Origin of the sequence: Proteiniphilum sp., from assembly GCF_040307845.1 — a bacterium.
Lineage (GTDB): Bacteria > Bacteroidota > Bacteroidia > Bacteroidales > Dysgonomonadaceae > Proteiniphilum.
In genome coordinates, this window is sequence record NZ_JAWRIS010000060.1 from 40,461 (window position 1) to 54,376 (window position 13,916).

Genomic DNA, 13,916 nt, shown 5'->3' on the forward strand with positions numbered 1-13,916 from the left:
CCACTTAGGTACTCTACAACAGATTGCTCGCCAGCTCCGACAATTCACTCCTTTCACCTTTCACCAGATTCACATGGCCAAAAATGTTCTGCCCGCGCATCTTGTCGATCATGTAAGCCAACCCATTAGACTGCGTGTCAAGATAGGGCGAATCGATCTGCTGCAAGTCGCCCGTGAACACCATTTTGGTATTTTCACCGGCACGGGTGATGATCGTTTTTACTTCATGTGGGGTGAGGTTCTGTGCTTCATCAATGATACAGAAGGTATCCGTAAGGCTTCTCCCGCGGATAAACGCTAACGCCTCTATCTCTAATTGCCCCGTCTTCTGCATCTCATCGATCAGCCTGAGATCGGAACTATTTTGTCCGAACGACGATTTGATTACATTCAGGTTGTCAAAGAGCGGCTGCATATAGGGCGCGACTTTCTGTTTCTCGTCTCCTGGTAGATAACCCAGATCTTTGTTCGACAGGGAGACGATGGGGCGTGCCAGCAGGATACGGTTATATACTTTATACTGTTTCAGGGCAGATGCCAGTGCCAACAGCGTTTTCCCTGTGCCTGCCTTTCCGGTAAGCCCTACCAGTTTTATTTCGGGATCGTTCAATATTTCGAAAGCGAATGCCTGTTCCGCATTTCGCGGCTGGATACCAAAATTGGACTCTTTTTCAATCTTTTTTATCTTTTGGGTGAACGGATTATAGCGTACCAACACACTGTTCCTTTCGCTCTTGAGAATAAAACATTGATTGGGGTCGAGTTGGATTTCGAAATTGAATTCATCGATATCTACACCGCCCGCCTGCGCATATACCTTATCGATCAGGTCGGGATTGATACCTTCTATCACTTCTTCGCTTTTGGAGAAAATATCGACGTCAGTTACCTTGTCGTTGATATAATCTTCGGCCAGCATACCGAGGGAACGCGCTTTCATCCGCAGATTGATATCTTTTGATACCAGGATGGTTTTCATTTCCGGATGTTTCTCGCCCACTTCCGATACTACGGTAAGGATGCGGTTGTCCGGTGTTTTTTCAGGAAAAGCATCGATGATTTTCCGGTTATCCTTCGAACCATTTACGATGTAGAGTTTGCCTCTCCCCACTCCCAAATCCGCTCCATTGGTGAACAGGTCGTCATCGGTGATCAGATCCAGTTCACGCACAAAAGCGCGGGCATTGAAGTTGATCTGGTCGCTCCCTTTTTTGAATTTATCCAACTCTTCCAGTACGATGAAAGGGATATAAATATCATTCTCCTCAAAATTGTCGAGACAGTTGAAATCATGAAGGATCACATTCGTGTCGAGGATAAAGTTTTTCTTGGCGCTTGTGGCGGTCGGTTTGATATTGGTTTTACTTTTGTTCTTTGTTCCGGTGGTTTTTGTTTTCTCCTTGGTTTGATTGTTTGTTGTTGCCATATTTTTCTAATTTAATCTATGTGTTAGTTTGTATCCTATTCTTTGTTTTTCGCTACCCATTGGTAATAAAAACCACGATGAGGTAAAGAATGTTTACCTTTTATGATTTTTTGCAATGTTGGAACAAAAAACTATCTTTGCCGGGCTTTTTATTCATTGCAATAGTGGAGGCCCTTGCTCAACTTTCGCATGTAAATTGGAGACGAACGATTTAGTTGCAATCATACGACTTACTTCTGCAAATGTAGTGAAAGCCGAGAGAAAAACCAAGCTTGCTTGAAAATTTCCGAGGCGCATCCTACATTATGAAAATGTAGTGAAAGCCGAGAGAAAAGAGAAGCTTGCTTAGGATATTATCCGGGCAGATACCTCCTTCATTCAGGAAATATAACAAATCTTATGAAGAAAATAGTATTAATAATTGGCTGTATAATGATAATGATGACTGCATCGGCAAGAGAGAACCCTTTTTTGAAACCTTTTGCCACCCCTTATGGAACGGCTCCGTTCGATTTAATCAAAATAGAACATTATGAACCTGCTTTTGAAGAAGCTATGTCGGCACATCAGTCGGAGATTGACGCGATTGTCGCTAATCCCGAGGCACCTACTTTTAGCAATACCATTGAAGCAATGGAGTATTCGGGAGAAATGCTGACCCGGGTGAGTAGCGTGTTTTTCAACCTATTGAGCGCCGAGAGCAATGACGGGATGATGGATATCTCGCTGCGGTTAAGTCCAAAGTTGTCGCAACATTCCAACAATATCAATCTGAATGAAGAACTCTTCAAACGGGTGAAAGCGGTTTACGACACACGTTTTACCTCCGGTCTCACGCCGGAGCAGATCCGGTTGACGGAAGAGTATTACAAAAACTTTGAAAACAGTGGCGCTACATTATCCTCCGAAGGAAAAGAAAAATACCGCGAATTGTCGATGGAATTGAGCAAAGCAACTCTTGCATTCGGACAGAACAACTTACGGGAAACCAACGCTTTTGAGATGCTACTTACAGATAAGGCCGATCTGGAAGGATTGCCGGAAAGCTTGATAGACGCTGCTGCTGCAAAGGCAAAATCGAAAGGGAAGGATGGGTGGCTGATCGATTTTTCGGCTCCAAGCTACACGGGATTTATGAAATATTCTTCCCGTCGTGACCTGCGTGAAAAACTTTACAGGTCATACAGTAAGAAAGGAGTGGCAGGTGGTGAATTCGATAATCAGGAAAATGTACGGAAAATTGTCAACTTCCGCCTGGAGATTGCCCGCCTGTTGGGATATAACCGCTATTCAGCGTATTCCTTGAAGAACAGTATGGCCAAGAATGAGACAGCCGTTTTTGGGTTACTCGACCAGTTGGCTGAGTCATTTGGTCCAACTGCCCGGCAGGAAGTAGAAGATGTAAAGTCGTTCGCCTCACAGATGGAGGGCGGGGCATTCGACTTGCAACCTTGGGATTGGAGTTATTATGCCGAAAAGGTAAAGGATAGCCGTTTCGATTTGAATGATGAAATGACGCGCCCCTATTTCGAACTGGAAAACGTGAAGAAAGGCGTCTTTGGCCTGGCAACTGATCTTTACGGATTGAATTTCGTGAAAAATGCCGATATACCGGTTTATCATCCTGAGGTGGAAGCATATGAAGTATCGGATGAAAAAGGTGATTTGCTAGCTGTTTTATATACCGATTTTCATCCCCGTGACGGGAAACGTTCCGGTGCATGGATGACCTCCTATAGGGACCAGGAAGTGAGGGATGGTAAAGATAATCGCCCGCATGTCTCCATCGTGATGAATTTTACTCGTCCTACCGATACTAAACCGGCGTTGCTCACATTCGACGAGGTGGAAACATTCCTGCATGAGTTTGGCCACGCCTTGCACGGTATGATGGCGAAAACTACTTATGGAACGCTTTCGGGAACGAATGTATACCGTGATTTTGTGGAACTGCCTTCGCAAATTATGGAGAACTGGTTGATAGAAAAAGAATATCTCGATAAGTTCGCTTTCCATTATCAGACGGGAGAGAAGATGCCTGAGGTGTTGTTGCAGAAAATTGTGGACGCTTCCAACTACAATACCGGTTACTTGACTTTACGCCAACTCTCATTCGGTTACCTCGATATGGCATGGCATTCTTTAGAAACGCCGTTTGATGGCGATGTCCGCACATTCGAACAGAAAGCGATGGCTCGTGTACAACTGCTGCCGGTCGTATCTGAAGCCTGTATGTCTACATCATTCGGTCATATCTTTTCAGGAGGATATGCTGCCGGTTATTATAGCTATAAATGGTCGGAAGTTATGGATGCCGATGCTTTTTCCGTCTTCAAGAGGAATGGTATTTTTGACCACGAAACGGCACGTTCGTTCAGAATCAATGTTTTAGAGAAAGGAAATACCGAAGATCCGATGATCCTCTATAAACGCTTCCGTGGCCAGGAACCCAGTGTGGAAGCCTTGCTCCGAAGAAGTGGTATTGATAACTAAAACAATGGGATATAAATTTTTTGCAAAATTATTGTCAAATTTTTTTGCCGGAATAATATTATCCCTATCTTTGCTGTGCATTAGTATTTTTTTTAGCTGGCCGTTATTTAGTTTCTTCACACCATTGTCAAGTTATTTCCTAACTCCACTTTAATTTAAAGGACTTCTGCGCAATTTATTTATTTTTTTATTTTATTTTTTTTTACATGAACATTTTTGTAGCTGGCTTAAGTTATCAGATTACGGATGCCGATTTAAAAGAACTGTTTGAAGAATACGGAGACGTTACTTCTGCCAAGATTATTACTGACCGTGAAACCCGCCGTTCAAAAGGCTATGGTTTCGTAGAAATGTCCAACGAAGGTGATGGACAACGCGCCATTGAAGAACTCAACGATGCAGAATATGACGGACGTACTTTGTCTGTCTCTGTAGCTCGCCCTCGTGCAGAGGGAGGAGATCGTCCGAGGTACAATAACAACCGTGGAGGTGGTTACGGAAACCGCGACAGGAACAACAGGTATTGATCTTTGATTAGATTTAGAGAAACTGCATCACAACTGGTGCAGTTTTTTTATGCCCTTCCGGTTCGGACAAGGGAAAATTTGTTACCTTTACGCCGTTTTTTATCCATACCCTTTTATGTCTACGCTGCTAACAATTGAAACATCTACGCCGGTATGTTCCTGCGCGCTTTCACGCGACGGGAAGATCCTGGTCAATAAAGAGAATTATGAAGGCCGGTCGCATGCCAGCCTGGTAGGCTTGTTTGTGCATGAGATAATGGAATACGCCAGGGAGCAAGATATACATCCGGATGCCATCGCCGTGAGCAGTGGCCCCGGTTCTTATACCGGTTTGCGTATTGGTGTGTCGGAAGCCAAGGGGTTGAGTTACGGTCTGGATATTCCGATGATCGCCATCCCCACGGCCCGTATCATGGCATCCATGATGAAGGAAAAGGCAGATGAGAACACGCTGCTTTGTCCGATGATTGATGCCCGCAGGATGGAGGTATATGCTACCATTTTCGACCGGTCACTGAATGTGATCCGTGAAACATCGGCCGATATTGTGGAAGTGGATAGCTATGTGGACCTTCTTGAGAAACAAAAGATTATATTTTTCGGGAATGGAGCCGAAAAGTGTCGTACCGTTATCACACATCCCAATACGCGATTTTTTGAAGACATCCATCCGTTGGCTTCCGGAATGGTGTCCCTGGCAGAAAAAGCCTTTGTCGATAAGAGGTTTGTGGATATAGCTTATTTTGAACCTTTCTATCTGAAAGAGTTTGTGGCTACCATACCAAAGAATAAACTCCTTTAGGGAGCTAACCGTTGCATATTCCAGCCTTTGTCTACCTTATAGTACGCCATGCGGTCATGCATCCGGTTGGGACGCCCCTGCCAGAATTCGATCATGGTCGGCCGGATCAGAAATCCACCCCAATGGGGAGGACGGGGTATTTTACTGCCGGCAAATTGAATTGTATATTTTTTTACCAACCCTTCCAGTTCCACACGTCCTCTCACTATCCTGCTTTGAGGTGAAGCCCATGCTCCTATCTTGGCATCATCGGGACGCACGTTAAAATAGGTATCCGACTCTTCATCCTCCACTTTTTCAGTAATACCTTCGATCCTTACCTGCCGCTCGATCTCATGCCAGTCGAAAACGGCTGCAGTAAAAGGGTTTGTGATCAATTCACGCCCTTTCCGACTCATATAGTTAGTGTAAAATACAAATCCCTTTTCGGTCAACTCTTTTAGAAGAACCACACGTGCTGAAGGCCTCCCGTCGGGAGTAGCCGAAGCTACGGTCATAGCGTTGGGTTCCGACAAACCGGAGACAATAGCTGTTTCTAACCAAACCTTGAATTCGTCGAACGGATTCGCTGCCATCTCCGTTTCGTTCAAGCTGCCTGCCCGGTATTCATGCCTCATCCTGTTTAATTCGTCCATTTACAATGAATTTTACATTTGTTCCTCACAAAAGTACATCATTTTCTCCATTTTTCTTATCTTCGCAGATTGATTATGTTGTGGTAAACGATCAGATGATAAAAGTAGAAAAAATTTTCAAGAGCTTCGGCCAGCTTCAGGTATTGAAAGGCATCGATCTGGAAGTGAGTAAAGGAGAAGTCGTCTCTATCGTGGGGCCGAGTGGCGCAGGTAAGACTACCTTGCTGATGATTATGGGAACTTTGGAAGAAGCCGATTCAGGCCGGATTTATATTGATGATCATGAACTGAGTTCCCTGAACGAAAAAAAATTGTCTGATTTCAGGAACAAGAATATCGGATTTGTTTTTCAGTTTCATCAGTTATTACCTGAATTCAATGCTCTCGAAAATGTGATGATCCCTGCACTGATAGGACATGCAAAACATTCCGAAGCAGAAGCCAGGGCTAAGGAGTTATTACGTATGATGGGTCTTTCAGAACGTATTACCCATAAGCCGGCGGAATTGTCCGGTGGTGAAAAGCAGCGTGTGGCAGTAGCCCGTGCATTGATCAACGATCCTCTTGTGGTGTTTGCCGATGAACCTTCCGGGAGCCTCGATTCCGATAATAAGGAAGAACTTCACAATCTTTTTTTCGAACTGCGTGACAAGCTTAATCAGACCTTTGTCATTGTGACGCATGATGAACAGCTGGCATCGATTACCGACAGGACCATCCATATGGTAGACGGACAGATATTGGATCAGAGTAAGGGGTGAAAGAAGTTGGTGGTTAAGAAGTAAAGAAGTTAAGAAGTGGGAAGTTGGGAATTCTATAATCTTGAATTCTCAGCACAAAAATAAAATATATGAAGAGTAAATCACTATTTATGGCAATTATTATCACCGGAAGCCTGCTGGCCTGTAATGAGGCTTCCCAGAAGCCTGATTCCAGGGAGACTGATAAAAAAGGAAACAAAGAACTGGCTGAGACAATAGGTAAGGCAAAACCCAATATAGAGAATGGCATCATGACCCCCGAAGTCCTTTATAGTTTCGGACGGGTAGGGAATGTGGAGGTATCACCCGACAAGTCGCATATCCTTTATCAGGTGACCTACGTGAGTATTCCACAGAATAAAACCAACTCGGAGTTGTTCATTATGAAAAGTGACGGCTCGGATAAGAAGCAGCTCACTATCACCAGCACGCAGGAAAGCAATCCCCAATGGATCGCGGATGGTAAAAAGATAGCCTTTCTTAGCAATGAAACCGGTTCTTCGCAAATATGGACTATCAATCCCGACGGGGGAGGGATGAAGCAGATATCCAACGTGGAAGGAGGAATAGATGGGTTTAAATATTCGCCAGACGGGAAAAAGGTATTGTTCTTCAGGAGTGTGAAAACTGCGGAAACGGCAGCCGATAAATATCCCGATCTGCCCAACGCATCGGGTAGGATAGTGGACGACCTGATGTACAAGCATTGGGATACATGGGTGGAAAGCATCCCTCATCCCTTTGTGGCGGATCTTACGGGGAATAAGCTGACGAGTATCAAGGATCTTCTGGAGGGGGAGCCTTATGAAGCGCCGATGTTGCCGTTTGGAGGAATGGAACAGCTTGCCTGGAGCCCGGATAGTAAGACCATTGCCTATACTTCCCGGAAGAAGACCGGAAAAGAGTATGCAGTCTCCACCAATTCTGATATCTATTTTTATGATATAGAAACCGGCCAAACCAAAAATATGACCGAAGGGATGATGGGATACGATGTGAATCCGCAGTTCTCACCCGACGGGAAATATCTTGCCTGGCAGAGTATGGAGCGCGACGGATATGAAGCGGACAAAAACCGGTTATTCGTAATGGATCTGAGGACAGGAGAAAAAACCTACATCACGGAGCAATTTGACTACAATACCGATGATTTTGTATGGAACAGTGATAACCACACTATTTATGCGGTGGTGTCAGTGAAAGGCACCACCCAGTTACATTCGGTAGATATCGTTACCAAAGAGATCGTTCCCATTACTCAAGGAAAATTCGACTATACCTCTGTTGCTTTGGGTAATGGTAAGCTGATTGCCAAACGGCAGTCCATATCACAACCCACGGAAATCTACAGTGTGGATATTGCCTCCGGGGAAGCTGCTGAAATATCATTTGAAAATAAAGAGATACTCGACCAGTTGCGGATGGGAGAGGTGGAGGAACGCTGGATCGCAACTACCGACGGGAAGGAAATGCTTACCTGGGTAGTCTATCCGCCCGATTTCGATCCTAAGAAGAGTTACCCCGCTTTGTTGTATTGTCAGGGCGGTCCGCAGAGTATGGTCAGCCAGTTCTGGTCATACCGTTGGAACCTCCAGATGATGGCAGCCAACGGTTATATCGTGGTAGCACCCAACCGCCGGGGTTTACCCGGATTTGGACAGGAGTGGCTGGAACAGATCAGTGGCGATTATGGCGGTCAAAATATGAAGGATTACCTTGCCGCCATCGATGCAGTGGCGAAAGAACCTTATGTGGATGAAAACCGACTCGGTTGTACCGGCGCCAGTTATGGAGGATTTTCGGTGTATTGGCTGGCAGGGAATCACCAGGGACGCTTTAAGGCATTCCTATCGCATGCCGGTATTTTCAATCTGGAAGCGCAATACCTCGAAACCGAAGAGATGTTTTTTGCCAACTGGGATATGGGCGGCCCGTTCTGGGATAAGTCGAATGCCATTGCACAAAACACCTATGCCACGTCTCCCCATAAGTTTGTGGATAAATGGGATACACCGATCATGATTTCCCACGGAGAGCATGACTACCGTATTCTGGCATCGCAGGGCATGATGGCGTTCAACGCCGCACAATTGAGAGGTATCCCGTCGAGGATGCTTATCTTTCCTGATGAGAACCACTGGATCAGCAAGCCGCAGAATGGAGTCCTGTTCCAGCGCGAGTTCTTCCGTTGGTTCGATGAATGGTTGAAATAAGCTGACTATCGCTCCATTGATTTAGAATAAAGGCCGTAAACCTTTATTTACTTACAGGAGGAACAGCCGATTTATTCCCGTCGAGGGTCGCCAGATAATGTGGCGTGATCAGTTCGATACCGGCTTCACTGAATATATCCTGTATATTTTGGTATAGCTGGGAGTAAATCGCCGCCTGTTTCTCCGGATTTTTGGTGTAAGCATTTATCTGGTACGAGGCCGCAAAGTCGTTTAATGCGGTTTGGAGCACGAATGGTTGCGGTTTTGAGAGCAGCATGTCTGTTTTGAGGGCCGCTTCAATCAATAACTGGTTGACCTGTCGCCATGGTATGTCATATCCCATCGTAACGGATGTATTGATGATTAGCCCCTCGTTCTGTCCCGTGGATGTAGAACTGTAATTTATTACATTCGACGACAATACGGTGGAGTTAGGCACAGTGACGATCTCGTTTTTTGTGGTTCGTATACGAACCACAAAGGGGGATTTTTCGGTTACGTCCCCGGTCACATCGCCGATCTTTATGCGATCGCCAATAATGAAGGGTCGCATATATGTGAGCACCATTCCGGCCATCAGGTTGCCGATCACGCTGGTTGAACCGAGTGTGAAAAGTACGCCTATGAATACCGAAACCCCTTGGAAAACGCCTGAGTCAGAGCCGGGCAGTAACGGGAATATCAGGATGAGCATAAAAGCGTAGATGAATATCCGCAGAATATTGAACGTAGCCTTTGCCCAATCGGCGTAGAAGCCCGGTATGATGAGTTTTTCCGCACTGATTTCCCGGAATATATAACGGATAAACTTGACGACGTAACGCATGATCAATACGATCACAATGATTTTGAAAAGGTTTGGGAGATACAAAACGAACCCTTTCCAGGTCGAGCCCAATGGGGAGAGTATCCACCCGAACAAGGTTTCCGCCAGTCGTTGAGTCTGTGGAAATATGCTGAACATCAGTGGGATGGATAGGTAAAGCAGGACGATGTAGATTAGGTAACGGATTATTTTGGAGACAAACAGTACCACTTTTACTTCTCTGTCCGAATCCATTACCTCTAAATTACGTATCCGGATACCGGGAAACCATTTCTCTTTTTTCGATACTAATTTTTTGTCGATCACACGCCGGAACAACAGGCTTACCCCTTTCATAGCTCCATATAATGCCAGAATGACGAGCAAGCTTAATCCGGACATTTTCAGGATATTCAACAGGCTGATACTCTTTTTGTACGCGCCTATAGCCTCCACAATTTTATCCTTGTAAACCTCTGCCAAAGCATTACGGGTAGTACCCATCCACAACGCATCCAAATCGGTTATACTCGAGAGTATAGTTTCCTCATATAATATGTCTGAGGTAGAGCCGCTATCAACGACACTCAATGAATCTCTTTTCATTGAGAACATTTTTGCCGCACGGAGGATTTTCGCGGAATTGGATGCCGCCCGTTCGTTCGGCGAAAAAGAGCCGAGGTTGGTATATACCATGTATAAAGTATCCGCTTTCAGGGTAACCGGAGCACCGACGGCATTGCGCTTCAAGGAGTCTATCTGTTTGTGTTGCGCTACCCGACGAATGGAATCAGCTTCCCTCAAGTCATTCAATTGTTTCTCAATCAATCGTCGTTGACGGATATCGCTGGATCGTAGGGATTCGAGTTGTTCATTCAGCAGTTCTTCCTTCATGGAACTGGTTTGGTCTTCCTGGGTTGAGCTGACTATCAGGTCTATCGTGGAACTGTTGTCGATCACTTGTAATGTGTCGGCTTGCGGACTTATTGCGGCTATACTATCCCTTGGGATCACCCTCATGGAATCCGGTTGAATGACTTGTGTAGTGTCGCTTTGTGTTTTAACTGTGGCTACGGTTGAAAATAGAAGTAAAATGGATATAATCAGTTTCATGATCAGCCTTATAAAAACAGAATTAGTTTCTTTGCGTTCAAAAAATAAATTTTCCAGTGGCCAAATATATACAAAATTACTATCTCGTCAACTATATTAGCTGAAGAAAATGATCGAAACTTTCCCGTAGATCAACTCCCGCTACAACTCCCGCTACAGGTCTTGTCCTGACTCTTGCTGTAGCTATGGCTGCGTAGCATAAGGCAAGGTTTTTATTTTGCACCAAACGAACAATCAAACCACCTACGACAAAACAGCGTTTATCAATGGATTTTTCCATTAGCTAATGTTTTTGATTTGTAGCAGATGATGTTGATTGTTGCCGTCATTTTTGCCTTTTTGGTTTAAGGCATGGTTTAAGGCAATCACTTAAAACCCTCACTGGATATAGTTTTTCTCTATTCAGATATTTCCTGATTTAAGTCGAATTCATGACTGTTCTATACAGCCGTTAGGACATCTATCTTTATAGGGGTAATGTGTAGTTTGAACCAAATTTGATGGATATACTTGTTGCGTTATTGCAATTGGCAATATCATTGCTTCTTTACCTTTGTTTATAAGAGGCTTATAATCAGAATATGTTGAAATATTTCCCAAAAAAAGCCTTCAAAAGTTTTGTAATTATGAAAATATCCTTACCTTTGCACTCGCTATCGAAATAATAAACCACGGTGGTGGTAAGTCTTGAAAGCAAATAACATGGTGTGGTAGTTCAGCTGGTTAGAATACCTGCCTGTCACGCAGGGGGTCGCGGGTTCGAGTCCCGTCCATACCGCCTCATAGCCTCGCAATCAATTGATTGCGAGGCTATTTGATTTTTGCTATGTTGCGTTTGTATTGCAAATTGGTTTTTGTCCTATTCCTTTCCCGTCTTTGGAAAGTCAGATAAAATATTCTCAAACTGACGAAATTTCGAAATAAAATCACTATCATAAACTCAATGTTTAGTAAATTTGCAACTGTATGAAAAAAGTAATCCTACTCTGCTTTTTAGGGGCACTATTTCCATTGTCGGTTTTCTGTCAAAATCAAGGATTTAACGCTTTGACAAAACAGTCGATATACTATTTTGAACAAAATAAGCTTGAGGAGTTCGAAGAAGCGTATTCGCAATTGTATATAGAATACCTGAAAGAGAATATCGCAGAATATTGCGAAGCTGTTAGTGCCACCCATGCTGGAGATATTGATAATGCATTCTCTAATATAAACAATCTTATAGATGAAGGTCTGTTTTTAGATGAACTTGGAGAGGATCAGAACTTTGAAATACTTCATAATGAGGTACAGTGGAGAACTGCGGTCGATAAAATTAGAGAGATAAAAAGCAGTTATAATGAAGATATACGTCTAAAACTTAAAGAAATACAAAATAGAGACCAAGGAATAAGACTACTTTACCTGAACATCGAAAACGATTCCTTAAAAACGGCTATACACGAGTATATGAAAACAGTAGTTGATAAAGATTGTTCAGAAGAAGTTTGCTCCATTTTAGATAAATATGGCTGGTTAGGTGTCGATGAAATAAGCAGTGAGGCAAATGAAACCTTATTTTTAGGCATACAACATGTTGATGACCTTAAAGTGCAAGAGAAATATCTTCCAATGTTAAAAGAAGCTGTTAACTCAGGAAAAGCGGAAGGTTGGCACTTCGCTTTTCTCACAGATCGGATATTAATGAATCAAGGAAAAAAGCAAATATACGGAACGCAAAAAATAATATCTAAAGACCCTGCAAAATCTTTTATTGTTCCGTTGGAATATCCAGATAAAGTCGACATATTGAGAAATGAATTAGGATTATCTTCACTGACAGAAGAATTGGCAGATGAAGGAATACATTGGAATTTAGGAGAATACAATGCAAATCTATCCAAAACGGAAGAATTGTATCGGGAATATTGTGAAAAACGTTAATTTCCTATCATGCAGGACAAGTATCGTAAACTATATAATGAGAACCTATTGGGAACATCAGACGTTTCCATCTTGAAATTCTATTATGCCAGTTTTAAGATATAGCAGCAGAAAGGGTAGGATTTCGGATGTGGACAGTTTTCTCGACGAATGTATCAAAATCTCTGCCGATACGAGCCGGATATTTAAAATACTTGGTTTTATTCCCTATTTCAGTTCCAAATATAGTACAGAGTTACAGCGCATATCTAAATTCATATCCTTACGCCGGAGCGATATAGCCGCCCTTTTCCTGAAAAACGATATTACCGATAAAGAAGTCGAAAAACTACTATACGGTATTTCTGTGAAAGAAGAATATGTTCCGACAACGGAAGAATACATTGAACAAATCAAGGAGAAGATCCTCAAATGCTACTCCATAAAGGGACGGAAGCAACTTGGTGATCGTATTTTCGGTTATCTGTTGGCTTCGGGACTGGTAGCAGCCTACACACCTGAAGATCGTCTCAATGCATGGAAAAAGCTTTTTGGTAAGAATATCGTTCCGTCCGATACCAAACTTCATGCCAACCCGTCGCTGAACCGCAGCAATATCGACACAAAAACCCTGTTAAAACATTTGGATTCCATCCGGGAATTTTACCTTGAAATAGGGATGCCCAAAGCCGTCCGTATTATCCAAAAAAATATGGATAATCTATTGGGAAAAGCCTGATTTCTCACTATTATTTTCACTCATCCCACACTATGTATCCCTTATCATAACAAGAGAGTTTGTCCTATTCTGTTATGCGTTGCCCCATATTGTCCCAACAGTTGATGTTGCTCATTTTCAATATTATTCTTATATATATTTGTCTTTCGAAATTTCTAAAATTATTAGTAAAATGCGAAAGACATTCAAGAAATTCTGGCTAAAATCAGAAAAAGAGGAAGCTGTTGAGAACAGTATTCCCGAAGAGAAAGTGTCGCCGATTGATAAGGCGATGAACAATCTTATCAAGATGAAAGAGGCCACCAAACTTCTGAAAGCCTTGGGTCAGCTTATCCCGGCCTTACGTATTATCCTCCAATAGGATATGCTCCAATGACTCGTTGCTGTGGGAAGTTATCGCCTCCGGTGGCAACCCTTTGGATTCGGCCTGGCGCAAATAACGCTTTACCGTGTTTTTGGATATGCCCAGATCCCGTGAGATCGTCTTGATCCCGTAACCA

11 protein-coding genes, 1 tRNA gene and 1 pseudogene are annotated in these 13,916 nt (G+C 43.4%); 9 read left to right on the top strand and 4 right to left on the bottom strand.

Annotated features, from left to right (window positions below; all coding sequences use genetic code 11):
* Positions 1 to 13 precede the first annotated feature (13 nt).
* Positions 14 to 1,426, bottom strand: a complete 1,413-nt coding sequence (locus tag ABV001_RS14545; RefSeq protein WP_352423490.1) for a PhoH family protein — start codon at positions 1,424 to 1,426, stop codon at positions 14 to 16.
* A 399-nt stretch (positions 1,427 to 1,825) separates the two neighbouring features.
* On the opposite strand from ABV001_RS14545, the gene ABV001_RS14550 reads away from it, so the two are divergent.
* The 3 genes from ABV001_RS14550 to tsaB all read left to right on the top strand — a co-directional run bounded on the left by ABV001_RS14550 (position 1,826) and on the right by tsaB (position 5,248).
* Positions 1,826 to 3,919 carry a M3 family metallopeptidase gene (locus ABV001_RS14550; RefSeq protein ID WP_502929902.1) on the top strand — a complete coding sequence of 698 codons (2,094 nt, stop codon included), beginning with the start codon at positions 1,826 to 1,828 and terminating at the stop codon, positions 3,917 to 3,919.
* Positions 3,920 to 4,125: 206 nt separating this feature from the next.
* Positions 4,126 to 4,446 (top strand): RNA-binding regulator, encoded by a 321-nt coding sequence (gene rbp / locus ABV001_RS14555; RefSeq protein ID WP_323426127.1) that lies wholly within the window; start codon positions 4,126 to 4,128, stop codon positions 4,444 to 4,446.
* A gap of 115 nt (positions 4,447 to 4,561) precedes the next feature.
* Positions 4,562 to 5,248 carry a tRNA (adenosine(37)-N6)-threonylcarbamoyltransferase complex dimerization subunit type 1 TsaB gene (gene tsaB / locus ABV001_RS14560; protein ID WP_352423491.1) on the top strand — a complete coding sequence of 229 codons (687 nt, stop codon included), beginning with the start codon at positions 4,562 to 4,564 and terminating at the stop codon, positions 5,246 to 5,248.
* Here the strand turns inward: tsaB and pdxH are convergent.
* Positions 5,245 to 5,883 (bottom strand): pyridoxamine 5'-phosphate oxidase, encoded by a 639-nt coding sequence (pdxH, locus tag ABV001_RS14565; protein ID WP_352423492.1) that lies wholly within the window; start codon positions 5,881 to 5,883, stop codon positions 5,245 to 5,247. The genes tsaB and pdxH overlap by 4 nt on opposite strands.
* A gap of 95 nt (positions 5,884 to 5,978) precedes the next feature.
* On the opposite strand from pdxH, the gene ABV001_RS14570 reads away from it, so the two are divergent.
* Together ABV001_RS14570 and dpp5 are read left to right on the top strand one after the other, a co-directional pair.
* Entirely contained in the window at positions 5,979 to 6,644 is a 666-nt protein-coding gene (locus ABV001_RS14570) for an ABC transporter ATP-binding protein (protein ID WP_323426124.1), read from the top strand.
* Positions 6,645 to 6,733: 89 nt separating this feature from the next.
* Positions 6,734 to 8,857, top strand: coding sequence for a dipeptidyl-peptidase Dpp5 (dpp5, locus tag ABV001_RS14575; RefSeq protein WP_352423493.1), 2,124 nt, complete (start codon positions 6,734 to 6,736; stop codon positions 8,855 to 8,857).
* A gap of 43 nt (positions 8,858 to 8,900) precedes the next feature.
* On the opposite strand, the gene ABV001_RS14580 is transcribed toward dpp5, so the two are convergent.
* Complete coding sequence (locus tag ABV001_RS14580; RefSeq protein WP_352423494.1) at positions 8,901 to 10,775, bottom strand: mechanosensitive ion channel family protein; 1,875 nt, start codon at positions 10,773 to 10,775, stop codon at positions 8,901 to 8,903.
* A gap of 704 nt (positions 10,776 to 11,479) precedes the next feature.
* Between ABV001_RS14580 and ABV001_RS14585 the strand changes: the two genes are divergently transcribed.
* From ABV001_RS14585 to ABV001_RS14600, 4 genes are all read left to right on the top strand, one after another.
* Positions 11,480 to 11,553, top strand: a tRNA-Asp gene (locus ABV001_RS14585).
* Positions 11,554 to 11,741: 188 nt separating this feature from the next.
* Positions 11,742 to 12,698: a DUF6624 domain-containing protein gene (locus ABV001_RS14590; protein ID WP_352423495.1), complete on the top strand. Its 957-nt coding sequence runs from the start codon at positions 11,742 to 11,744 to the stop codon at positions 12,696 to 12,698.
* 85 nt (positions 12,699 to 12,783) lie between these two features.
* Positions 12,784 to 13,416 carry a site-specific integrase gene (locus ABV001_RS14595; protein WP_352423496.1) on the top strand — a complete coding sequence of 211 codons (633 nt, stop codon included), beginning with the start codon at positions 12,784 to 12,786 and terminating at the stop codon, positions 13,414 to 13,416.
* Between the two features lie 172 nt (positions 13,417 to 13,588).
* A complete protein-coding gene (locus tag ABV001_RS14600) occupies positions 13,589 to 13,777 on the top strand; it encodes a hypothetical protein (RefSeq protein ID WP_352423497.1) in 189 nt (62 codons plus the stop codon).
* A gap of 33 nt (positions 13,778 to 13,810) precedes the next feature.
* On the opposite strand, the pseudogene ABV001_RS14605 reads toward ABV001_RS14600, so the two are convergent.
* A pseudogene (locus ABV001_RS14605) lies at positions 13,811 to 13,916 on the bottom strand (helix-turn-helix domain-containing protein); the annotation flags it as partial.

Coding starts and splice junctions, on each gene's coding strand:
- pdxH (WP_352423492.1), bottom strand. CDS start 5,883: ATGGACGAATTAAACAGGATGAGGCATGAATACCGGGCAGGCAGCTTG.
- tsaB (WP_352423491.1), top strand. CDS start 4,562: ATGTCTACGCTGCTAACAATTGAAACATCTACGCCGGTATGTTCCTGC.
- ABV001_RS14570 (WP_323426124.1), top strand. CDS start 5,979: ATGATAAAAGTAGAAAAAATTTTCAAGAGCTTCGGCCAGCTTCAGGTA.
- dpp5 (WP_352423493.1), top strand. CDS start 6,734: ATGAAGAGTAAATCACTATTTATGGCAATTATTATCACCGGAAGCCTG.
- ABV001_RS14550 (WP_502929902.1), top strand. CDS start 1,826: ATGAAGAAAATAGTATTAATAATTGGCTGTATAATGATAATGATGACT.
- ABV001_RS14590 (WP_352423495.1), top strand. CDS start 11,742: ATGAAAAAAGTAATCCTACTCTGCTTTTTAGGGGCACTATTTCCATTG.
- ABV001_RS14600 (WP_352423497.1), top strand. CDS start 13,589: ATGCGAAAGACATTCAAGAAATTCTGGCTAAAATCAGAAAAAGAGGAA.
- rbp (WP_323426127.1), top strand. CDS start 4,126: ATGAACATTTTTGTAGCTGGCTTAAGTTATCAGATTACGGATGCCGAT.
- ABV001_RS14595 (WP_352423496.1), top strand. CDS start 12,784: ATGCCAGTTTTAAGATATAGCAGCAGAAAGGGTAGGATTTCGGATGTG.
- ABV001_RS14545 (WP_352423490.1), bottom strand. CDS start 1,426: ATGGCAACAACAAACAATCAAACCAAGGAGAAAACAAAAACCACCGGA.
- ABV001_RS14580 (WP_352423494.1), bottom strand. CDS start 10,775: ATGAAACTGATTATATCCATTTTACTTCTATTTTCAACCGTAGCCACA.